Consider the following 21,238-nt stretch of genomic DNA (forward strand, 5'->3'; position numbering starts at 1 on the left):
TTCAGTGGACGTGCCCCGAAGGGGCGCGGGGAACTGCGCGAGCAACCACAACGCACCCGCACCCGACCGCGAGACGGGAGCCCCACGGCCTCCGCCCGGCAAGCTAGCCCGCGACGAACGTGCCGGCCGCCTTGTCGTGCCAGCACTGGTGCCACGGACGGTCGAAGAGGCACCACGCGACGCCCACCACTCCGACCACCAGGAGGCCGGGGACCCCGTAGACCAGCCAGCGGCGCAGCGCGGCCCCGAAGGACGGGGGCTCGTGGGCCTCGATGTCCCGCACCTCGAGGCCCAGCAGCTTCTTGCCCAGGGTGCGGCCCCACTTGGCGGTGGGCAGCGCCTCGTAGACGACGCCGAGGAGCAGCAGGACGGCCAGCACGATGCCCAGGTACGTGGCCGTCGTGCCGTCGAGCAGCCACACGGTGACGGTCTCGCCGGAGAGCTTGGCCGCGTCGATCTTGTCGTTGACGTGGTCCAGCGCCTTGGTGCCGAGGGGTACGGCGGCCACGGCGGTCACGCCCGCCAGGAGGACGGTGTCGATCAGCCGGGCGGCCAGCCGCTTGCCGAGCCCGGCGGGGCGGGCCGATGCCTGGCGCCGGGCCGCCGCCTGGAACACGTCGTCGACCGGCGGCTTCCAGGGCGCGACGGGCCCCTCGTCCCCGCCGGCGCCGGCGAGCCGGTGCACCTGCTGCGGCCAGGAGGACTGCCCGCCCCCGGGGCCGACGGCGACCGGGGGCGAGGCGGCGTACTGAGGCTGGGCGGGCTGCTGGGCGGGCTGGGGCGCGGCGGTCTGCCGGGGGACGCCGGGCCCGGCCGGCCCTCCGGCCCGCTGCGGTCCGGAGGGGGCCGTCGGGGCGGCCGTGGGGGCCGGCTGCGGGTCCGCCGTGCCCTGGACGGCGGCCCGGGCGGCGGCGGCCCTTCCGGCGGCGAAGCCAAGACCGCCCGTGGCGGGTGAGGCGCCGGGGGCGTCCGGGGTGCCGGGCGCCGCCGGGCGCGGGGTGACCGCGCGGAAGGTGATGGTGCCCTCGTCGCCCCCCGGCGCGTCGGCAGCCGGTGCGGCCTGCGGCCCGGCCACCGGGCGGCGGAAGACGAAGGTGCTGCCCGCGTCGACGGGTGCGGACGGGGCGTCGGAACGGCCGTCGGCGGAGCCGTCGCCGGCGGGCCGGCGGGCGTCCGGGACGCCGTACGCCGCGGCGGCCGAAGCCCCGTCGGCCGCCGCGGCAGCCGGGTCCCCGTACCCGGCTCCGGCGCCGGCCGGTCCGGCCTGTGCCCCGGGCGCCGGACCGGTGGGCGTCGATGCGGCGGGCGTCGTCGCGCCGGGCCCGGCGGGTGCGGGACCGGAGCCGTCGCCGGCGGGCCCCGTGGCCGCGTCTCCGCCGGTGCGCGCGTGCGGCACCCTCGGGTCGGCTCCCTGTGCGTGGGGCCACGCGACGCTCCCGCTTCCCGGCCCCGCCGCGGGGTCGGCGCCCCAGGCCGAGGCGGGCTCCGGACGGCTGCCGTGCTGCGACGCGGCGGCGGGCGGCTCCTCGACCGGGTCCTCGTCGAAGAAGTGCGGCCCGGTCTCCTCCACGGAGGCCGCCGCGGGCGCCGCGGGCCGCACGCCGGGCGGCGGCGCGAGCGGCTCGCCGTCCTTGGGCGCCGGCCGGCTGGTGCCGGCCACCCAGGAGGCACCGTTCCAGTACCGGACGTATCCAGGAATGGACGGGTCCGGGTAATACCCTTCGCGGGGCCTGTCGTCGCCGGGGGCCGGGGTTGGGGCGCTCATGTCCGTCGTCCCGTATCTGCTCGGGGGTTGATTTGCGGGCCTCCACATCTATCAGACGGGCGCAACCCGCACGGCCGGTCCCGCCGTACCGGCCCCTTTCCGGGCAATCCCGTGCGCGGACCTTCACACGGAGGAGGTCAGAAGAGCTTGCCCGGGTTGAGGATGCCGAGCGGGTCGAAGACCTGCTTGACGGCCCGCTGCATCTCCAGTCCCACCGGGCCGATCTCGCGGGCCAGCCACTCCTTCTTCAGGACGCCCACGCCGTGCTCGCCGGTGATGGTGCCGCCGAGCTCCAGGCCGAGGGCCATGATCTCGTCGAAGGACTCGCGGGCGCGCCGGGACTCGTCGGGGTCCCGCGCGTCGAAGCAGACCGTGGGGTGGGTGTTGCCGTCGCCCGCGTGGGCGCAGACCCCGATGGTCAGGCCGTACTTGGCGGCGACGCGCTCGATGCCCTCCAGCATGTCGCCGAGCCGGGAGCGCGGCACGCACACGTCGTCGATCATGGTCGTGCCCTTCACCGCCTCCAGGGCCGTGAGGGACAGGCGCCGGGCCTGGAGGAGGAGTTCGGACTCGGCCGCGTCGTCGGCGAGGACCACCTGGGTGGCACCGGCGGCCTCGCACAGCGCGCCGACGGCGGCGAGGTCGGCGGCCGGGTCGGCGGTGTCGAAGGCGGCGAGCAGGAGCGCCTCGGTCGTCTCCGGCAGACCCATGTGGGCGAGATCGTTGACCGCCTTGACGGTCGTACGGTCCATCAGTTCGAGGAGCGACGGAACGTGCCCGCCCTCCCGTCGCCCGCCACCACCCTTCCGCGGATGCGCTGCGCGCCCTTCTGTTCTCATGATCCGGCAGATCGCGTCGCAGGCGGCGGACGCGGAGGGGAACTCGGCGGCCAGCACCAGCTGCTCGGGCGGCTTGGGCCGCAGCGCGAGGACGGCCCGTACGACGATGCCGAGGGAGCCCTCGGAGCCGACGAACAGGCGGGTGAGGTCGTACCCGGCGACGCCCTTGGCCGTGCGGCGGCCGGTGGACATCAGGCGGCCGTCGGCGAGGACGACGTCCAGGCCGAGGACGTACTCGGCGGTCACCCCGTACTTGACGCAGCACAGGCCGCCGGAGGCGGTGCCGATGTTGCCGCCGATCGTGCACGTCTCCCAGCTGGAGGGGTCGGGCGGGTAGTACAGCCCGTGCTCTCCGACCGCGCGCGACAGCGCCGCGTTGACGACGCCCGGTTCGACGACGGCGACGCGGTCGACGGGGTTGATCTCCAGGATGGCGTCCATCCTGGTCAGCGAGAGGACCACGCAGCCGTCGGTGGCGTTGGCCCCGCCGGACAGGCCGGTGCGGGCGCCCTGGGGGACGACGGGGACGCGCAGCGCGGTGGCGGTGCGCATGACGTGCTGGACGTGCTCCACGGTGCGCGGCAGGACGACCACGGCGGGGGCGCCGGCCGGGCAGAAGCTCGCCATGTCGTTGGCGTACGAGGCGGTGACGTCGGGGTCGGTGAGGACGGCCTCGGCGGGCAGCCCGGCGAGCAGCCGGTCGACGAGGGTGCCGGAGACCGCCGTGGCTGCGTCGTCTTCGTCGCGAGGCGCTTCGATACGGCTCATGATCACAGCGTCGCACCCGGGGCCATCGGTGTGAACCCCGTCGACGGCACCCTTCGCCTGCCCGGGTGTGCTCGTCGTACTGACGCACAGTGAGCGCCATGGACATCCAGACGTCGAGCGCCCGGCCGGGCCCGCGGGGGTGGCGCGCGCACCGGGTGCTGATCGCCTCGGCCGCGGGCTGCGCGGTCCTCGGCGGGGCGCTGGTGCTGCTGCCGGACGGACGGGGCTCCGCTCCCCCACCCGCGCCGGGCCCGGCGGCGCTGGCGCGGGGCGCGGTCACCGGTGGGACGCCGGCATCGCTGGGGGACCTGGCGGCGCTGATCGGCGACCGGGAGAGGCATCTGCGGGCGCATCCCCTGGACGGGCCGTCGTGGGCGGTGCTGGGCGCGGCTTACGTGGAGCGGGGCCGACGGACCGCGGACGCCGCGAACTGGCCGAAGGCCGAGGAGGCGCTGCGTACCTCGCTGCGGGTGGGGGCGCGCGGCAACGCGCAGGCCCTGGAGTCGCTGGCGGCGCTCGCGGTGGAGCGGCGGGACTTCCCCGCGGCGAGGAAGTGGGGCGAGAGCGCGGTGGGGCTGGCGCCGAAGCGGTGGACGGCGCACGCGGTGCTGGTCGAGGCGTACACCGGGCTCGGCGACCACGAGGCCGTGGGGCGGGCCCTGGACCGGATGCGGAGGCTGCGCCCGGGCCTGCCCGCCGTGCGGGCGCGGGCCGCCGCCGTCTACCGGGACCGGGGCTGGCGGGAGGACGCGGCGGCGCAGGTCTCCGACGCGGCGGCCGCGGCCACGGCGCCGGCTGAGCGGGCGGCGTACCTGGAGCAGGCCGGCCGGCTGGCGTTCGAGCGCGGGGACCGCGAAGAGGCGCTGCGGTACTTCCGGGAGGCGCTGCGCACCGACCCCGGCGAGCGGGCCGCGCGGGCCGGCGAGGCCAGGGCGCTGGCGGCGCTGGGGCGGACGACGGAGGCGCTGGCCGCCTACCGGACGGCGCTGGCCGAGCGGCCGTGCCCGCGGTACGCGCTGGAGCTGGGCGAGCTGTACCAGTCGCTGGGGCTGACGCGGGCGGCACGGGAGCGGTACGGCCTGCTGCGGGAGCGGGTGCGGGACGCCGAGGAGGCCGGGGCGGACGAGGAGCTGGTGGTGGGCCGGTTCGAGGCGGACCACGGGGACCCGGAGGCGGCGGTGGAGGGGCTGCGGGCCGAGTGGCGGCGGCAGCCGGGGATCGCGGTCGCCGACGCGCTGGGCTGGGCGCTGTACCGGACCGGTGGGCACGACGAGGCGCTGCGGTTCGCGGAGATCGCGACGGACGGCGAGCAGGGCGGCGGGGTACGCAGCGCCCCGCACATGTTCCACCGGGGGATGATCGAGCGGGCGCTGGAGCAGTACGGTCCCGCGCGGCGGCACCTCCGGGAGGCGCTGATGATCAATCCGTACTTCTCCCCGCTGGGCGCTCCCGAGGCGCGGCGGGCGCTGGCGGACCTGGGCGAGCCCTCCCTGGAGGACCCGCCCGGGTAGCCGCTCGCGGCCGTCAGAGGTTGCCGCGCTTCTCCTGCTCGCGCTCGATCGCCTCGAACAGGGCCTTGAAGTTGCCCTTGCCGAAGCCCATCGAGCCGTGCCGCTCGATCATCTCGAAGAAGACCGTCGGACGGTCCTGGACGGGCTTGGTGAAGATCTGCAGCAGGTAGCCGTCCTCGTCGCGGTCGACGAGGATCTTCAGTTCCCGGAGGATCTCGACGGGGACGCGGGTCTCGCCGGCCCACTCGCCGAGCGTGTCGTAGTACGAGTCGGGGGTGTCCAGGAACTCGACGCCGGCCGCCTTCATCGTGCGCACGGACTGCACGATGTCGTTGGTGTTCAGCGCGATGTGCTGGACGCCGGCGCCGCCGTAGAACTCCAGGTACTCGTCGATCTGGGACTTCTTCTTGGCGACGGCGGGCTCGTTGATCGGGAACTTGACCTTGAGCGTGCCGTCGGCGACGACCTTGGACATCAGCGCGCTGTACTCGGTGGCGATGTCGTCGCCCACGAACTCCTTCATGTTCGTGAAGCCCATGACCTTGTTGTAGAAGCCGACCCACTCGTTCATGCGGCCGAGTTCCACGTTGCCGACGCAGTGGTCGACGGCCTGGAAGGTGCGCTGCGCGGGCGGCTCGACCATCGGCGCGGCGGCGGCGTAGCCGGGCAGGTAGGGGCCGTCGTAGCCGGTGCGCTCGACCAGCGTGTGGCGGGTCTCGCCGTAGGTGGCGATGGCGGCGAGGACGACGGTGCCGTGCTCGTCCTTGACCTCGTACGGCTCGGCGACCGAGCGGGCGCCGTGCTCGACGGCGTAGGCGTGGGCGGCGCGGGCGTCCGGGACCTCGATGGCGAGGTCGACGACGCCGTCGCCGTGCTCGGCCACGTGCTGGGCGAGGAAGCGGCCCCACTCGGTGGAGGGCTTGATCACCGAGGTGAACACGAAACGGGCGGAGCCGTTCTCCAGGACGTAAGCAGCGGTCTCGCGGCTGCCGTTCTCCGGTCCGGAGTAGGCGACCAGCCGCATGCCGAAGGCGGTGGAGTAGTAGTGCGCCGCCTGCTTGGCGTTGCCCACGGCGAAGACGACCGCGTCCATTCCCTTGACCGGGAAGGGGTCGGCCTGCCGGGCGGTGTCGGGAGTGTGGTGTGTGGTCTGCGTCATAGCCGCAGGGTCTCCCGCGTCCGCAAGGTGCGCAATAGTTTGCGTCTTCACTGGACATCCTGCCCAGTGGAACACCGGTCGTGGCGGGCGATCCGTACAGGATGACCAGCCGGGAGGGTCGCGGGGATGGGGATAGATCGTCTGGACGGGCGGATCATCGGGCTGCTGGCGCGGGAGCCCCGGATCGGGGTGCTGGAGATGTCCCGGCGGCTGGGGGTGGCACGCGGCACGGCGCAGGCGCGGCTGGACCGGCTTCAGTCGAACGGAGTCATCCGCGGATTCGGGCCCGAGGTGGACCCGGCGGCGCTCGGCTACCCGGTGACGGCCTTCGCGACGCTGGAGATCCGGCAGGGTCAAGGGGCCGACGTCCGGGCGCACTTGGCGAGCGTGCCGGAGGTACTGGAGCTGCACACCACGACCGGCACCGGGGACATGCTGTGCCGGCTGGTGGCCCGCTCGAACGCCGATCTCCAGCGGGTGATCGACCGGGTTGTCGGTTTTGATGGCATCGTCCGGGCCGCCACGGCGATCGTGATGGAGAACCCGGTTCCGCTGCGGATCATCCCGCTGGTGGAGCAGGCGGCCGAGGACCACGACCGACGACGTGAGTGAGACCGCCCGAACCCGGAGGTGAGCCGACGTGGACTTCTGGGAGTTCGTCGGCAGCCGCCACCAGCAACTGCTCGCCGACGCCTACCAGCACGCCAGCGCCGTCTTCCAGTGCATGGTGGTGGCCACGCTGCTCGGGGTGCTGATCGGCGTCGCCACCTATCGCAGCGAGTGGGCGGGGAACCTGGCGACGCTCAGCACCGCCACCATCCTGACCATTCCGTCCCTGGCCATGATCGGCCTGCTGATCCCGCTCGTCGGGCTGGGCGTCCCGCCGACGGTGATCGCGCTGACCCTGTACGGGCTGCTGCCCATCGTGCGCAACGCGATCGTCGGGCTGCGCGGGGTGGACCCGGCGCTGGTGGAGGCGGCCCGGGGCATCGGGATGTCGCGGACGGCGCGGCTGCTGAGGGTGGAGCTGCCGCTGGCCTGGCCGCCGATCCTGACCGGCATCCGGGTGTCGACGCAGATGCTGATGGGCATCGCGGCGATCGCCGCCTTCGCCTCCGGGCCCGGCCTCGGCAACGAGATCTTCCGCGGGATCGCCTCGCTGGGCAGCAAGAACGCGCTCAACCTGGTCCTCTCGGGCACGCTCGGCATCATCGTCCTGGCCCTGCTGTTCGACGCCGCCTACGTCCTGCTGGGCCGGCTGACCATCTCCCGGGGGATCCGTGTCTGAGACGCCCGAGACCACCTCCGCCGACCCGACGGGCACCGCGGGTGCCACGGGCGCGACCATCGAGTTGGAGAACCTGACCAAGCGCTATCCCGGCAGCCCCCTGCCCGCCGTGGACAACGTCTCCATGGAGATCGGGGCGGGCGAGACGGTGATCCTCGTCGGCCCCTCGGGCTGCGGGAAGTCCACCACCCTGAAGATGATCAACCGGCTGATCGAGCCGAGCGGCGGACGCATCCGCATCGGCGGCGAGGACGTCACCGACATCGACCCGGTGAAGCTGCGCCGGAAGGTCGGGTACGCGATCCAGTCCTCCGGGCTCTTCCCGCACATGACGGTCGCCGACAACATCGCGCTGGTGCCCCGCATGACCGGCTGGCCGAAGGCGCGGATCCGGTCCCGGGTGGAGGAAATGCTCGACCTGGTCGGCCTGGACCCCGGGGAGTTCCGCGACCGGTATCCCCGCCAGCTCTCCGGCGGCCAGCAGCAGCGGGTCGGCGTGGCCCGGGCGCTGGCGGCGGATCCGCCGGTCCTGCTGATGGACGAGCCGTTCGGCGCGGTCGACCCGATCACCCGCGACCACCTCCAGGACGAGCTGATCCGCCTCCAGCGCGAGCTGCACAAGACCATCGTCTTCGTCACGCACGACTTCGACGAGGCGATCAAGCTGGGCGACCGGATCGCCGTGCTGCGCGAGCAGTCCCACATCGCGCAGTTCGACACCCCGGAGGCGATCCTCACCAACCCGGCCGACGACTTCGTCTCCGGTTTCGTGGGCGCCGGGGCCGCGCTGAAGCGGCTGAACCTGACCCGGGTGCGGGACGTGGAGATCACCGACTACCCGACGGCGACCGTGGACGACCCGCTCCAGCACATCTTCGACCGGCTGCGGACCGGCGGCACCAACGAGATCCTGCTGCTGGACCGGCGCGGCCGCCCGTACAAGTGGCTGCGACGCGGCGACCTGATGCTGGCCAGGACCTCGCTCGCGCGGGCCGGGACGCTGGTCAGCGACACGGTGACCCGGGACGCGACCCTGCGCGACGCCCTGGAGGCGGTGCTGACCGACAACGCCGGGCGGGTCGCGGTCACCGGGCGGCGGGGCGAATACACGGGCGTCGTCGACATGGAGACGCTGATGACCTCCGTGCAGGAGCTGCTGGAGGCGGACCGGCTGGACGCGCTGGAGCACCGGCACGACCTGGAGGAGGCCCGGGCCGAGCGGACCCATTCCGAGCAGGAGGGCTTCGGAGGGGCGGCGAAGGCGTGACGTCACCGACGGGCCGCCGCGACGAGGACGGGCACGGCGGCGGCGAGGCGCCCACCGCCCCGGACGAGGCCGGCGGGGAGCAGGGGCCGCGCCCGCCGGGGCCCGCCCGGACCGCACGGCGGATCAGCTGGCAGAAGCTGACCGTCCTGCCCGCGGTGCTCGTGGTGGTGCTGCTGGTGACCTGGCTGTGGTTCCGGCAGGCCGAGCTGGACGCGCTCAGCGAGAACGCCCTCGCGGGCGGTGCCGTCACCAAGGCCCTGTGGCAGCACATCCAGCTCACCGTGATCTCGACCTTCTTCGTGCTGATCATCGCCATCCCGCTGGGGATCCTCCTGACCCGCCGGATGTTCCGGAAGGCCACCCCGGTGGCGATGGCGTTCGCCAACATGGGCCAGGCGACGCCGGCGCTGGGTCTGCTGGCCCTGCTGGTGATCTGGCTCGGCATCGGCCGCCGGTCGGCCCTGATCGGCATCATCGTCTACGCCATCCTGCCGGTGCTCTCGAACACCATCGCGGGCCTGAAGGCCAACGACCCGACGCTGCTGGAGGCGGCCCGCGGGATCGGCATGTCCCCGACGGGCGTGCTCACCCGGGTGGAACTGCCGCTGGCGGTCCCGCTGATCCTGGCCGGGGTGCGCACCGCCCTCGTGCTGAACGTCGGCACGGCGACGCTGGCCGTGTTCGGGGGCGGCGGCGGCCTGGGCGTCCTGATCACCACCGGCATCACCAGCCAGCGCATGCCGGTGCTGGTGCTGGGCTCGATCCTCACCGTCGCCCTGGCACTGCTGGTGGACTGGCTGGCCTCGCTCGCCGAAGTGCTGCTGCGCCCCCGCGGCCTGGAGGTCGGCACATGAGGCGGCGTACCGGCCTGCTGGCCGCGGCGGTGCTGGTGGCGGCCTCCGGCTGCGGCCTGACCAGCGGCTCCCCCATGGTGGACGACGTCGATCCCGGCACGATCGGGCGGGGCCTGCCCCTGGAGGGCGCCGACCTCACCGTCGTCTCCAAGGAGTTCACCGAGCAGCTGATCCTCGGCGCGATCATGGGCATCGCCTTCGAGGCGGCCGGCGCGAACGTACTGGACCGCACCGGCATCCAGGGCTCCGTCGGCACCCGCGCGGCGGTGGAGAACGGCGACGGGGACGCGACCTACGAGTACACGGGCACCGCCTGGATCACGTACCTCGGCAACAGCAAGCCGATCCCGGATCCGCGGCGGCAGTGGGAGGCGGTGCGGGACGCGGACGCGAAGAAGGGGCTGACGTGGCTGCCGCCGGCACCGATGAACAACACCTACGCGCTGGCGATGAACCAGGCCAACTACCGCAAGTACCGCACCCGGACGATGTCGCAGGTGGCCGGGCTGGCCGAGAAGGACCCCGGCGCCGTGACGCTGTGCGTGGAGGGCGAGTTCGCCAACCGCGCGGACGGCCTGCCGGGTCTGGAGCGGGCGTACGGGATGAGCATCCCGCAGCGCAACATCACCCAGATGGACACCGGCATCATCTACACGCAGACCGCGAAGGGCACCTGCACCTACGGCGAGGTGTTCACCACCGACGGGCGGATCAAGTCGATGAACCTGGTGGTGATGGCGGACGACAGGAAGTTCTTCCCGAACTACAACGCGGCGCCCATGGTCAGGACCTCCACCCTGAAGAAGTGGCCGGCCATCGCCTCCGTCCTCGCCCCCGTCACCAGGGCCCTGAACAACGACGTCGCGCAGACCCTGAACGCGAAGGTCGACGTCGACGGGCAGGACCCGCACCAGGTGGCGCTGGACTGGATGAAGGAGAAGGGCTTCGTGAAGGGGGGCTGAGCGCCGCTCAGCAGGAGGGGACCCGTCCCTGGCCCGTGCTCAGGGCCCGCAGCGCGTCGACCGCGCCCTTCAGGGAGGTCACCGGGACCAGCCGCAGTCCCTGGGGGAGCTCGGCCTGCGCGTCCGAGCACTCCGCCTCCGGCACCAGGAAGACGGTGGCACCGTCCCGCCGGGCGGCCTGCGTCTTCAGCGGCACGCCGCCGACCGCGCCGACCTTGCCGCCGGCGCTGATCGTGCCGGTGCCGGCGATGTTCCGGCCGCCGGTCAGGTCGCCCCCGTGGCCGTCGCCCTTCAGCTTGTCGACGATGCCGAGGGAGAGCATCAGGCCGGCGCTGGGTCCGCCGACGTCCCCCAGATCCAGCTTGACGTCGATGCCGGACGCGTCGAGGTTCAGGTAGTCCAGCGCGGCCGTCGTCGCCGTGTCCTGGGACTCCCGCATCTGGTCCAGGTTGTACTTCTCGATCTCCTTGACGTCGTCGCCCTCGGGGTAGACGGCGTCCAGGGGCATGACGGCCCGGTCGGTGTCGAACCAGTTGCCCAGCACGTCGCCGAGCGAGACCCGGGTGTCGGGGCCGGTCGCCACGATCGTCGTCATCCGCAGCTGGCCCTCGGTGTCCCGGGTGGGCGCGCCCGAGATCGTGATCACCTCGTCGCCCTGGTACTCCTTCAGCACGTTCGCCGTCGAACCCGGCTGGGCGACGGCGAAGGGCAGGGGGGCGAACACCGCGGTGGCGAACAGCGCCACGACGGGCAGGGCGCAGACGGTCACAGCCTTGGGCCGCGTGAGACGAGAGAGCACGAGGCAAATCTAACGTGCCCCCACCCCCACCTCCGCTGCGGGCAGCCGGGTGCCCGACGGCCACGCCCAGCCGGCGGCCATGTCACGTCACCGCAGTGCCTCCGCCACCTCCCGCGCCGCCTCCATCACCCGCGTCCCCACCCGCTCCGGCACCACGTCGGACAGCATCACGACCCCCACACTGCCCTCCACTCCCGTCACCCCGAGCAGCGGCGCCGCGGCCCCGCACGCCCCCGCCTCCAGCTCCCCGTGCGTCAGCGTGTACCCGGGTCCCGGCTCCGCCACGGCGACCTGCTGCCGGGCCGACAGGATCGCCTTCCCCGCGGCCCCCCGCTCCAGCGGGTGCCGGAACCCGGCCCGGTAGGCCACGTGGTAGTCCGTCCAGGTCGGCTCGACGACGGCCACGGCGAGCGCCTCCGCGCCGTCCACCAGCGTCAGATGGGCCGTCGCCCCGATGTCCTCGGCCAGCGACCGCAGCGCCGGCATCGCCGCCTCGCGCACCAGCGGGTGCACCTGGCGGCCCAGCCCCAGCACCCCCAGCCCGACGCGGGCCCGTCCGCCCAGGTCACGGCGTACGAGCGCGTGCTGCTCCAGCGTGGCGAGCAACCGGTACACGACGGTCCGGTTGACGCCCAGTTTGTGGGACAGCTCGGTGACGGTCAGCCCGTGGTCCGTATCGGCCAGCAGTTTGAGGACCCGCAGTCCCCGGTCGAGCGTCTGAGAGGTCTCCGCGGTCACGACGCCCACTCCTTAGTGGTGAGGTCGACGGCCCCCTCGCGGCGGATGCGTCACCGAGTCCCGTCGGTCACGCGCTTCAGAGGCCGCCGATCGGCTGACGGCCCGGCCTTGTGCCCGGGCCCAGTCGCTTCACGGCTGCGCTCCGCGGCGGCGCTGCCACGGGGCGTGTGCGTAGCGGGACAGTAGCGAGCCGGTCCGCTCAGCGGAAGGCTCCGTCCAGAATCCGGTCAGCAATCCGCGGAGACCGACCGTGTTTGTCCCGATACGTACAGCACACGCCGTGGCTCCCTCGCGCCACCGTGTCACTTCATGCGCGTGGCCCACTCCTGCACCTTGGCGATGCGCTGGCGGAGCTGCCCGACGGTGGCCTCGGCGCTGGGCGGGCCGCCGCACACGCGGCGCAGTTCGGTGTGGATGACACCGTGCGGCTTGCCGCTCTGGTGGACGTAGGCACCGACCATGGTGTTGAGCTGCTTGCGCAGCTCCATCATCTCCTTGTGCGAGACGACCGGGCGCCGCTCGGCGGGCAGTTCGAGCAGGTCGGCCTCGTCGTCGGGCTTCTTGCGGCTGTGCGCGATCTGCCGGGCCTGCCGCTTCTGGAGCAGCAGCTGCACCTGGTCGGGCTCCAGCAGTCCGGGGATGCCGAGGTAGTCCTGCTCCTCCTCGCTCCCCGGGTGGGCCTGCATGCCGAACTCGGCGCCGTTGTACATGACCCGGTCGAAGACCGCGTCGGACTCCAGCGCCTCGAAGGGCAGCTGGTCCTGGTCGCCGGTGTCCTCGTCCTGCTCCCGGTTCGCCTCGTCCATCTCCTTCTCGGACTCGGCGTACGGGTCCTCCTCGCCCTCCTTCTTGGGCTTGTCGAGGACGTGGTCGCGCTCGCGCTCCATCTCGCCTGCGAAGGTGAGCAGGTCGGGCACGGTCGGCAGGAACACGGAGGCGGTCTCGCCGCGCCGCCGGGACCGTACGAAGCGGCCGACGGCCTGCGCGAAGAACAGCGGCGTGGAGATCGTCGTGGCGTAGACGCCGACCGCGAGGCGGGGCACGTCGACGCCCTCGGACACCATGCGGACGGCGACCATCCACCGGTCGGTGCCGGCGCTGAACGTGTCGATGTTCTTCGAGGCGCCGGTGTCGTCGGAGAGCACGACGGTGGCCTTGCTGCCGGTGATCTCCCGGATCAGCTTGGCGTAGGCGCGGGCGGAGTCCTGGTCGGCGGCGATGACGAGGGCGCCGGCGTCCGGGATGGCCTTCCTGACCTCGGTCAGCCGCTGGTCGGCGGCGCGCAGCACGGCGGGCATCCACTCGCCGCGCGGGTCCAGCGCGGTGCGCCAGGCCTGGCTGACGGCGTCCTTGGTCATGGGCTCGCCGAGCCGGGCGGCGATCTCGTCGCCGGCCTTGGTGCGCCAGCGCATGTTGCCGCTGTAGCTCATGAAGATGACGGGGCGCACGACGCCGTCGGCGAGCGCGGAGCCGTAGCCGTAGGTGTAGTCGGCGGCGGAGCGGCGGATGCCGTCGTTGCCCTCCTCGTACGTGACGAAGGGGATCGGGTTGGTGTCGGACCGGAACGGCGTACCGGTCAGCGCGAGCCGCCGCGTGGCCGGCTCGAAGGCCTCCAGGCAGGCCTCGCCCCAGGACTTCGAGTCACCTGCGTGGTGGATCTCGTCCAGGATCACGAGGGTCTTGCGCTGCTCGACCCGGTTGCGGTGCAGCATGGGCCGGACGCCGACACCGGCGTACGTGATGGCGATGCCCTGGTACTCGCGGCTGAGCGGGCCCGCGCTGTACTCCGGGTCCAGCCTGATGCCTATCCGGGCCGCGGCCTCCGCCCACTGCTTCTTCAGGTGCTCGGTGGGCGCGACCACGGTCACCTGCTGGACGACGTGGTGGTGCAGCAGCCAGGACGCCAGCGTCAGCGCGAACGTCGTCTTTCCGGCCCCCGGAGTGGCGACCGCCAGGAAGTCCCGGGGCTGCTCCTGGAGGTACTTCTCCATCGCCCCCTGCTGCCAGGCCCGCAGCTTGTTGGCGGTGCCCCACGGGGCACGGCCGGGGAAGGCCGGGGAGAGGTGGTGCGAGGTGCTGGGGCTGGCGGTGGTAGTCACGGTCTCCGAAGGGGTTGGAACGGCTCGGCCACGTATGACAACCGGGCCACCCTACCGGCGGGCCACCGCGATCGACGCGCGCACCGGGTCGGGTCACCCCCGGGTGGGATGGACGTCACAGCCGGCCCGATCGTCCCGCCGCCCCCTCGGGCCGCTCGCGGATCAGCGCTCCCGCAGGCGCGTCGTCACCCATGCTCCCGCCAGGGCCACGGCGGCCATCGGGAGGAAGACCGCGGCGAAGGCCGCCGGGTGGGAGCCGGTGGTCTCCGTCGCCGCGTGGGTCACCGTGCCGCCGCCGAGGGCCGCGAAGGCCGCTCCGCCGGCGGCCAGCAGGATCACGTTGGACAGGCCGTCGGAGATCTGGAGGGCGGCCGAGTTGGCGCCGGCCTCCTCGGGGGCGGAGAGCTGGAGCAGCAGGACACTGGTGGAGGAGATCACCAGGCCCATGCCGAGGCAGCCGAAGCCCCAGGCCACGGCCACCGTCCAGGCGGGCACGGCGTCGATCAGCACGCTCGGGGCGGTGGCGATGGCCGCCGCGACCAGCACCATGCCCAGCGTCATCAGCCGGTCCCGGTACGGCTCCGTGCGGGGCCGGGACTGGATCCAGGAGCCCGCCGCCCAGGTCGCGCCGCCCGCCGCCAGCGAGAGCCCGGCCAGCGTCGGGCTGAGTCCCCGCTGCGTGACCAGCATCAGCGGCACGAACGACTCGGCCGCGATGAAGGACCCGGCGGCGACGCCGCGCAGCAGGACCACGGAGGGCAGGCCGCGCGCCGCCCGGTAGGTACCGCGCGGGAGCAGCCCGAGGACGGCCGGGACGAGCAGCGCCACGCCCGCCGCGCCGGGCAGCAGCGAGATCCAGCGCAGGTCCTGGGCGGCGTACTGGAGCAGTCCGGCGCCCAGGGAGATGCCCAGGGCGAGGCGGATGCGGCGCCGGTCGAAGGAGGCCGGCGCCTCCCCGCCCCCCACCGGGCCGGACGCCTGGCTGCGTATCCGGGGCAGCGCGAGTGCCAGCGGGAACACCACCAGCACCGGTATGCCGACGAACACCCACCGCCAGCCGAGGTGCTCGGTGACGGCGCCGGAGGCCAGCGGCCCGACGACGGACGGCACGACCCAGCCCGCCGCGAACGCCGCCATGATCGCGGGCCGCAGCCGCTCCGGGTAGGCCCGCCCGACGACGACGTACAGCGCGACGATCACGAGCCCGCCGCCGAACCCCTGCACGGCCCGCCCGAGGATGAACAGCCACATCGCGCCCGCCGTCCCGGACAGCAGCAGCCCGGCCGCGAAGGCGGCGATCCCGCAGGTCAGCGGGGACAGCGGGCCCCGCCGGTCCGACCACTGACCGGACAGCACCATGCCGAACAGGCTGGTCGTGAAGTACGCCGAGAACGCGAACGCGTACAGCGACACCCCGTCCAGTTCCCGGGCCGCGACCGGCATCGCCGTGCCGACCGCCGTCGCCTCGAAGGCGATCAGCACGACGACGGAGACGATGCCGATGCTCAGCGCCCGGTAGGCGCGGCCCAGCACGGTGTCGGCGGGAACGGCGAACTCGGTGGCCGGGGCGGGGCCGGCGGGATCCGCGACATCGGTGTCGCGCGGGTCAGGGACGGTCATGGAGGCCAGAGTAAGGTCCGCAGCACACTTTGACCCCTGTCGGGAGGCGGTACGGGACCGGGACCTTGGTCGTACGACCGCGCCCCGTTCGTGAACGGCGTGTGGCAGTCGCGTTGCGGCCCCTGCGGATCCCTTGAGCCCCTCTCCCGCCCCGCCGTACGGTCGGTTCACCGAGTTCGGCACGGACACCGACGGAGTCCGGAACACGGCCGTGTGCCCGAGTGGCCCAGGGGCTCGCCTGCAAAGCGAGTTACACGGGTTCGAATCCCGTCACGGCCTCCACTGCCTGACGAGGCAGAACGAAGGGCGGCGCCCCCGCGAGGGTGCCGCCCTTCGTGTCGTCCGTGCCGTCCCCGCCGTCCGCTCAGCCGGTGACCACCGCGGCCTGGGGGCGGATCGGGAGGCGGTTGACCGGGCGGCCCGTGGCCGCGCGCACGGCGGAGGCGACGGCCGCCGGAGAGGCCACCACCGGCACCGCGCTGACCGCCTTCGCGCCGAAGGGCGCGACCACGTCCCGCTCCTCGACAAGCTTCACGATCCGGATGTCCGGGGCGTCGAGCGCCGTCGGCAGGGCGTAGCCGGTCAGGTCGGGGTGGCGGATCAGGCCGCGCGGGGTGCGCAGGTTCTCCGTCAGCGCGATGCCGACGCCCTGGGTGACGCCCGCCTCGATCCGCGCGGCCAGCTGGGCCGGGTTCAGCACCCGACCCACGTCCTGCGCGACGGCCAGCTCCACCACCCGTACGGAACCGATCTCGATGTCGACGTCCACCACCGCGCGGATCGCGCAGAAGGACATGCCGACGAACGCGTCGCCCTGGCCCGCCTCGTCCAGCGGCTCGGTCGGGTGCGGGCGGCACTGGGCGGTGGCCCACAGCTCCTTGCCGTCCAGCGCCTCCGCGACGGGGGTCGACAGCACGCCGTCGTACGAGGTGATCCGGCCGTCGGCGATCTGGAGCAGTTCGGTCGACATCCCGAACTGGTGGGCCAGGGGCTGGAGGAGCTGGGTGCGGACCATCTTGGCCGCCCGTTCCACGGCGCCGCCCGACACCCAGGTGTGGCGGCCCCGGCAGCCCGCGCCGGCCGGGGGCTGGTCGGTGTCGACGGGCGCGACGTGCACCTCCTCGACGCCGAGCGTCTCCTGCACGATCTGCCGGGCCAGCGTGGTGAAGCCCTGGCCGGTCTCGACGGCCGCGCACAGCACCGTCGCCACGCCGTCCTGGACCTTCACGGTGGCCGTGGAGACCTCGTCGGCGCCCTCGGCGCCCAGCATGTGCACCATGCCGATGCCGTAGCCGACGCCCCGGCGCACCGCGCCCGGTTCTCCCGCGCCCTCGGGTCCGCCCGGCAGCAGCCACTCGTCCTCGGGGGTGTCCTTGGGCAGGGCGGGCAGCGGCACGTCCCGTACCGCCTGGAGGAGTTCGGCGACCGGCGCCGGGCAGGTCACCGTCTGGCCGGTGGGCAGCACGTCGCCGGTGGCCAGTACGTTGCGCATCCGCACCTCGGCCGGGTCCAGGCCGAGCTTCTTGGCGATCTTGTCCATCTGCGCCTCGTACGCGGCGCAGACCTGCATGGCGCCCTCGCCCCGGACGTGGCCGGAGGGCGGGTTGTTGGTGCGCACGGCCCAGCCCTCGATGAAGGCGTTCGGGACGACGTACGGGCCGCAGGCGAACGCCACCGCGGCGGCCAGGGCCTCGGAGGAGGTGTCGGCGTAGGCGCCCGCGTCGAGCAGGATCTGCGCCTCGACCTTGACCACGCGGCCCTCGGCGTCCGCGTGGTGGCGGTAGCGCAGGAGGGTGGGGTGGCGGTGGGCGTGGCCGAGGAAGGACTCCTCGCGCGTGGCGGTCAGCTTGACGGGGCAGCCGGTCCGCAGCGCCAGCAGGCCGAGCGGAAGCTGGAAGCCCTGGTCCTCGCGGTCGGCGGTGGCGCCGGGCACACCGGTGACGACGATCTTCACCCGTTCGGGCTCGAGGCCGTAGCACGCGGCGGCCGTGTCCCGGTCGCCGTGCGGGTCGGTGGAGGCCAGGTACAGCTCCACTCCCCCGTCGGGCCGCGGCACCGCGAGGCCCGCCTCGGCGCCGATCGGGGCCGGGTCCTGGCGGCCGATGCGGTACAGGCCCTCGACGACGATCTCGCCCGCCGCCTCCGGGTCGCCGTGCCGCAGCGGGATGTGCCGGATCAGGTTGCCGTCGGGGTGCAGCGGCTCGGCCTCGAAGGCCTGCTCGGGGTCGGTCACCGGGTCGAGCACCTCGTACTCGACGATGACGGCGGCGGCGGCCATCCGCGCGGTGTCCGGGTGGTCCGCGGCGACGGCGGCGATGGGCTCGCCGTGGTGGCGCACGACGTCGGAGGCGAACACCGGGCGGTCGGCCCGGCCGCGGCCGTGCAGCGGGCTGCCGGGCACGTCCTCGTGCGTGACGACGGCGCGCACGCCGGGCATCTCGCGCGCGTGAGTGGTGTCGATGGACACGATGCGCGCGTGCGGGTGCGGTGAGCGCAGGACGGCCGCCCACAGCAGGCCCTCGGCCCACAGGTCGGCGGCGTACGGGAACGTGCCCTCCGTCTTGGCGCGGGCGTCGGCGGCCGGCAGGGAGACGCCGAGGCCGTGCGGGACCGGCTCGGGGGCGGGGGCGGCCTCCGCCGTCCCCGCGGCCTCGGCGGTGGCGGCTTCGTTGCTCACGCGTGGCCTCCGTCCTGGCCGTGGGGCCGGTCCCCGTAGGGCTGGTCGCCGTAGGGCTGGTCCTCGTAGGGCTGATCCTCGTAGGGCTGGTCGCCGTAGGGCTGATCCTCGTAGGGCTGGTCGCCGTAGGGCTGATCACCGTAGGAGCGGTCGTCGTGGGGCCCGTCGTGCGGTGCGTCCGGTGTACCGGGCGGACCCGGGGACTCGAACGCCGAGGCGTGGACGCCACCGGCGCCCGGGCCCGCCTGGTGCGGGATGCGGGGCTCGTCGGCGGCCGCCTCGGCCGCGTCGGCGGCGTGGGCCCCGCGCTCGGCGACGACCTCCCTGACCGCCTCCAGGACGCCCCGGTAGCCCGAGCAGCGGCACAGGTTGCCGCACAGGGCCTGCCGGGCCTCCAGGTCGGTCGGCGCGGGGTTGCCCTCCAGGAGGTTGTGCACGGTCATCGCCATGCCGGGCACGCAGAAACCGCACTGCACCGCCCCGCACCGGGCGAGCGCCCGCTGCACGTCCGAGGGCTGCCCGTCGGCGGCCAGGCCCTCGACGGTGCGCACCTCGCTGCCGGCGGAGGTGACGGCCGGGACCAGGCAGGAGGCGACGAGCCGTCCGTCGACCTGGACGTTGCAGGCCCCGCACTCCCCCTGCGAGCAGCCGTCCTTGGCGCCCGCGAGGCCGAGGCGCTCGCGCAGCACGTACAGCAGGGACTCGCCGATCCAGGCGTCGGTGACGGGGCGGTCGGCGCCGTTGACGCGGAGCACGTACGAGGCGAGGGGATGCTCCTCGTGCGGGCCGACGGGGTCCGCCGGGGGCTCCGGGCGCGGCTCGTCCTCCGCCGCGGGCGCGGCCACCGGGTCCGCGTGCGTGAGGGCGCCCTCGGGGGCCTCGGCGCCGGGTTCCGTCTCCTCGTCCCCGGCGGGCGCCGCGGAGGGCTCAGCGGGGCCCTCAGGGGCCTCCTCGGCCTCCGGCGCCTCACCGGTCACAGCGGTCACGGTCTCGTCGGCCGCCTCCTCGCCGGAGGGCGCCCCGTCGGGGTGCGTCTCGTCGAGGTGCGACTCGTCGGCGGCCGTCCCGTCGGGGCCCGTCCCGTCGAGGTCCGTCCCGTCGGTCGCCTCATCGCCGGTCGCGTCGGCGCCGGTCGCCGCCTCGTCCCGCGCGGAAGCCGGCGGCCCGGTCACGGCGGTGGGATCCTCGGGCGCATCCGGGTACGCCGCCGTGGCGGGCGCGGGCTCGGCGGCGCGGCCGTCGCCGGTCCCGTCCGGCTCGGCCGGCCCCTGGGCCCACGGCTGGGAGGCCCAGGGCGCCGGGGCGCCGCCGGGGAGCGTGGCCGGTGCGGTGCCGCCCCACTGCTCGGCCAGCGCCGACGCGGTGAACTCGCCCGACTCGTCCGGGAGGTCGCCGCCGGCCACGGGGATGGACCACTGCCCGGTGACGTCCTGGCCGGGCGCCTCGTGCCCCGGTCCGGCAGACGCCGCCGCGTCGTCCTGGGCGGCGTCGGGGAACGCCCACTGCCCGGTGGCACCCGGGTGGTACGTGAACCGGTCGTCGTGTCCCGCGCCGTACCCCGCGGCCTGGCCGTAGGGGTCCTGCTGGGCATACCCGGCGTGCTCCTGGTGTCCCGGGTGCTGCTGCGGGTCGTGCCCGTGGGCGCCGTGCTGCTCCCCGGCGGCGTCCGGGGTGTGCCACTGCGCGCCGTCGGCGGGGGCGGCCGGCATTGTCCAGCTGCCGGTGACGGCCGGGTCGGTCCCGGCCGTGGTGGCGGGCGCGACCGTGATCTGCGGCGGCACGTAACCGTGCCCGGGCGCGGCGAGCGGGCTGTCGGCCGAGGCCATCAGCGCGTCGATGCCGCCCTCGGGGAGCTTCACGAAGGCGGTCGCGCCGTCGTCGTAGTCGCCCTGGGGCAGCGGGTCCCAGCGTCCGCCGTTCCGGGGCGTGCCCTCTCCGTGCTGGTCGTCGGTCACGACAGCGCCCTCCCCAGTGCTCGTCGGGCCAGCGCGGCGACGGTGCGCCGCAGGTGCAGTACGGCGGGCGGAAGCTGCGGCACGGAGCCGTCCTCGGCCGGGGCCGCGTCGGGGATGCAGGCGGCGGCGACGTACTCGCCGAAGGCGCTCAGGGCCTCCGGGACGATCGCGCGGCCGTTGTCCCAGTCGATGAGCGAGGCCACCCACTGCTCGGCCTCCAGGGGCCGGAGCGGCATCGGCGCGATGGCGCCGACCGCGCAGCGCACGCCGCGCCGGCCGGGGTCGAGCACCAGGGACACGGACGCCATCGCGCGCCCCGGCCCGGTGCGGCCGGTCGCCTTGAGGAAGACCTGCGGCGCGTGCAGCAGCGGCACGCGCACGAAGCCGATGAGCTCGCCCGCGCGGAGCATCTCCATGCCGGCCAGCAGGTGCGAGACCGGAACCTCGCGGCGGACCCCGCCCGGGCCCGCGATGATCAGCGTCGCCTCCAGCGCGGCCAGCACGGGCAGCGCGTCCCCGGTGGGGGCGGCGGAGGCGATGTTGCCGCCCAGGGTGCCCGCGTTGCGGATCTGCGGCGGGCCGGCGGCGCGCGCGGCGGCGGCGAGCGCCGGGATGAGGGCCGCGAAGTCGGGGCGGCCCATGCGGGCGTGCGTGAGCCCGGCGCCGAGCAGCGCGTGACCGTCCTGGTACTGCCAGCCGCGGATCTCGTTGATCCGGCCGAGGCCGACCAGCGCGGCGGGCCTGAGCTGCCCCGAGTTGACGGCGGCCATCAGGTCGGTGCCGCCCGCCACCGGCACGGCGGCCGGCATGGCCGCGAGCGCCGCCACGGCCTCGTCCAGTGTCGCGGGCAGCGTGACGGCCTGCGCCGCCTGCGGTGCGTGCGTGGTCAACCCGACTGCCCCTTCCCGCTGTCCCACCTGGTCCCGCCCGTGTTGCC

Annotated in this window: 16 protein-coding genes and 1 tRNA gene; 7 read left to right on the plus strand and 10 right to left on the minus strand. The window is 74.3% G+C overall.

All coding sequences use genetic code 11. From position 1 onward, the window contains the following. Nucleotides 1-103: 103 nt before the first annotated feature. Both AC0VYN_RS31075 and AC0VYN_RS31080 read right to left on the minus strand, forming a co-directional pair. Nucleotides 104-1,765 (minus strand): RDD family protein, encoded by a 1,662-nt coding sequence (locus tag AC0VYN_RS31075; protein ID WP_475533652.1) that lies wholly within the window; start codon nucleotides 1,763-1,765, stop codon nucleotides 104-106. A 137-nt stretch (nucleotides 1,766-1,902) separates the two neighbouring features. Continuing rightward, nucleotides 1,903-3,378: an FAD-binding oxidoreductase gene (locus AC0VYN_RS31080; RefSeq protein WP_475533653.1), complete on the minus strand. Its 1,476-nt coding sequence runs from the start codon at nucleotides 3,376-3,378 to the stop codon at nucleotides 1,903-1,905. A gap of 92 nt (nucleotides 3,379-3,470) precedes the next feature. Between AC0VYN_RS31080 and AC0VYN_RS31085 the strand changes: the two genes are divergently transcribed. Beyond that, nucleotides 3,471-4,883: a tetratricopeptide repeat protein gene (locus tag AC0VYN_RS31085; protein WP_475533654.1), complete on the plus strand. Its 1,413-nt coding sequence runs from the start codon at nucleotides 3,471-3,473 to the stop codon at nucleotides 4,881-4,883. A gap of 13 nt (nucleotides 4,884-4,896) precedes the next feature. Here the strand turns inward: AC0VYN_RS31085 and hppD are convergent, their stop codons facing one another. After that, entirely contained in the window at nucleotides 4,897-6,042 is a 1,146-nt protein-coding gene (hppD, locus tag AC0VYN_RS31090; RefSeq protein ID WP_475533655.1) for a 4-hydroxyphenylpyruvate dioxygenase, read from the minus strand. Nucleotides 6,043-6,168: 126 nt separating this feature from the next. Here hppD and AC0VYN_RS31095 point away from each other — a divergent pair, with 126 nt between their 5' ends. The 5 genes from AC0VYN_RS31095 to AC0VYN_RS31115 are packed head-to-tail and all read left to right on the plus strand — an operon-like array spanning nucleotide 6,169 to nucleotide 10,413. Continuing rightward, on the plus strand, nucleotides 6,169-6,654 hold the full coding sequence (locus tag AC0VYN_RS31095) for an Lrp/AsnC family transcriptional regulator (RefSeq protein WP_475533656.1): 486 nt from the start codon (nucleotides 6,169-6,171) through the stop codon (nucleotides 6,652-6,654). Nucleotides 6,655-6,682: 28 nt separating this feature from the next. Continuing rightward, a complete protein-coding gene (locus AC0VYN_RS31100) occupies nucleotides 6,683-7,330 on the plus strand; it encodes an ABC transporter permease (RefSeq protein ID WP_475533657.1) in 648 nt (215 codons plus the stop codon). Then, a complete protein-coding gene (locus tag AC0VYN_RS31105) occupies nucleotides 7,323-8,597 on the plus strand; it encodes an ABC transporter ATP-binding protein (protein ID WP_475533658.1) in 1,275 nt (424 codons plus the stop codon). Before AC0VYN_RS31100 ends, AC0VYN_RS31105 begins: the two co-directional genes overlap by 8 nt. Then, the gene (locus AC0VYN_RS31110; protein ID WP_475533659.1) at nucleotides 8,594-9,451 is read left to right on the plus strand and encodes an ABC transporter permease; all 858 of its coding nucleotides are present in this window, start codon (nucleotides 8,594-8,596) and stop codon (nucleotides 9,449-9,451) included. Before AC0VYN_RS31105 ends, AC0VYN_RS31110 begins: the two co-directional genes overlap by 4 nt. Next, nucleotides 9,448-10,413 (plus strand): glycine betaine ABC transporter substrate-binding protein, encoded by a 966-nt coding sequence (locus AC0VYN_RS31115; RefSeq protein WP_475533660.1) that lies wholly within the window; start codon nucleotides 9,448-9,450, stop codon nucleotides 10,411-10,413. Before AC0VYN_RS31110 ends, AC0VYN_RS31115 begins: the two co-directional genes overlap by 4 nt. 7 nt (nucleotides 10,414-10,420) lie before the next feature. Here the strand turns inward: AC0VYN_RS31115 and AC0VYN_RS31120 are convergent, their stop codons facing one another. From AC0VYN_RS31120 to AC0VYN_RS31135, 4 genes are all read right to left on the minus strand, one after another. Then, a complete protein-coding gene (locus AC0VYN_RS31120) occupies nucleotides 10,421-11,212 on the minus strand; it encodes a S16 family serine protease (protein ID WP_451688205.1) in 792 nt (263 codons plus the stop codon). Between the two features lie 87 nt (nucleotides 11,213-11,299). Beyond that, nucleotides 11,300-11,950, minus strand: coding sequence for an IclR family transcriptional regulator (locus AC0VYN_RS31125; RefSeq protein WP_385461467.1), 651 nt, complete (start codon nucleotides 11,948-11,950; stop codon nucleotides 11,300-11,302). Nucleotides 11,951-12,252: 302 nt separating this feature from the next. Beyond that, nucleotides 12,253-14,049: a DEAD/DEAH box helicase gene (locus tag AC0VYN_RS31130; RefSeq protein ID WP_475533661.1), complete on the minus strand. Its 1,797-nt coding sequence runs from the start codon at nucleotides 14,047-14,049 to the stop codon at nucleotides 12,253-12,255. Nucleotides 14,050-14,211: 162 nt separating this feature from the next. Continuing rightward, nucleotides 14,212-15,669: an MFS transporter gene (locus tag AC0VYN_RS31135; protein WP_475533662.1), complete on the minus strand. Its 1,458-nt coding sequence runs from the start codon at nucleotides 15,667-15,669 to the stop codon at nucleotides 14,212-14,214. A gap of 207 nt (nucleotides 15,670-15,876) precedes the next feature. Here AC0VYN_RS31135 and AC0VYN_RS31140 point away from each other — a divergent pair. Then, nucleotides 15,877-15,951 (plus strand) — tRNA-Cys (locus tag AC0VYN_RS31140). 82 nt (nucleotides 15,952-16,033) lie between these two features. Here the strand turns inward: AC0VYN_RS31140 and AC0VYN_RS31145 are convergent. From AC0VYN_RS31145 to AC0VYN_RS31155, 3 genes are read right to left on the minus strand one after another with little or no spacing between them, the layout of a single operon-like run. Further along, nucleotides 16,034-18,346, minus strand: coding sequence for a xanthine dehydrogenase family protein molybdopterin-binding subunit (locus AC0VYN_RS31145; protein WP_475533663.1), 2,313 nt, complete (start codon nucleotides 18,344-18,346; stop codon nucleotides 16,034-16,036). After that, nucleotides 18,343-20,301: a (2Fe-2S)-binding protein gene (locus tag AC0VYN_RS31150; protein ID WP_475533664.1), complete on the minus strand. Its 1,959-nt coding sequence runs from the start codon at nucleotides 20,299-20,301 to the stop codon at nucleotides 18,343-18,345. Before AC0VYN_RS31150 ends, AC0VYN_RS31145 begins: the two co-directional genes overlap by 4 nt. Continuing rightward, nucleotides 20,298-21,191 carry an FAD binding domain-containing protein gene (locus tag AC0VYN_RS31155; RefSeq protein ID WP_475533665.1) on the minus strand — a complete coding sequence of 298 codons (894 nt, stop codon included), beginning with the start codon at nucleotides 21,189-21,191 and terminating at the stop codon, nucleotides 20,298-20,300. Before AC0VYN_RS31155 ends, AC0VYN_RS31150 begins: the two co-directional genes overlap by 4 nt. Between the last annotated feature and the right edge of the window lie 47 nt (nucleotides 21,192-21,238).

Source organism: Streptomyces sp. 63XJN7_1_ISO-PGPR-S23-121, assembly GCF_056173025.1.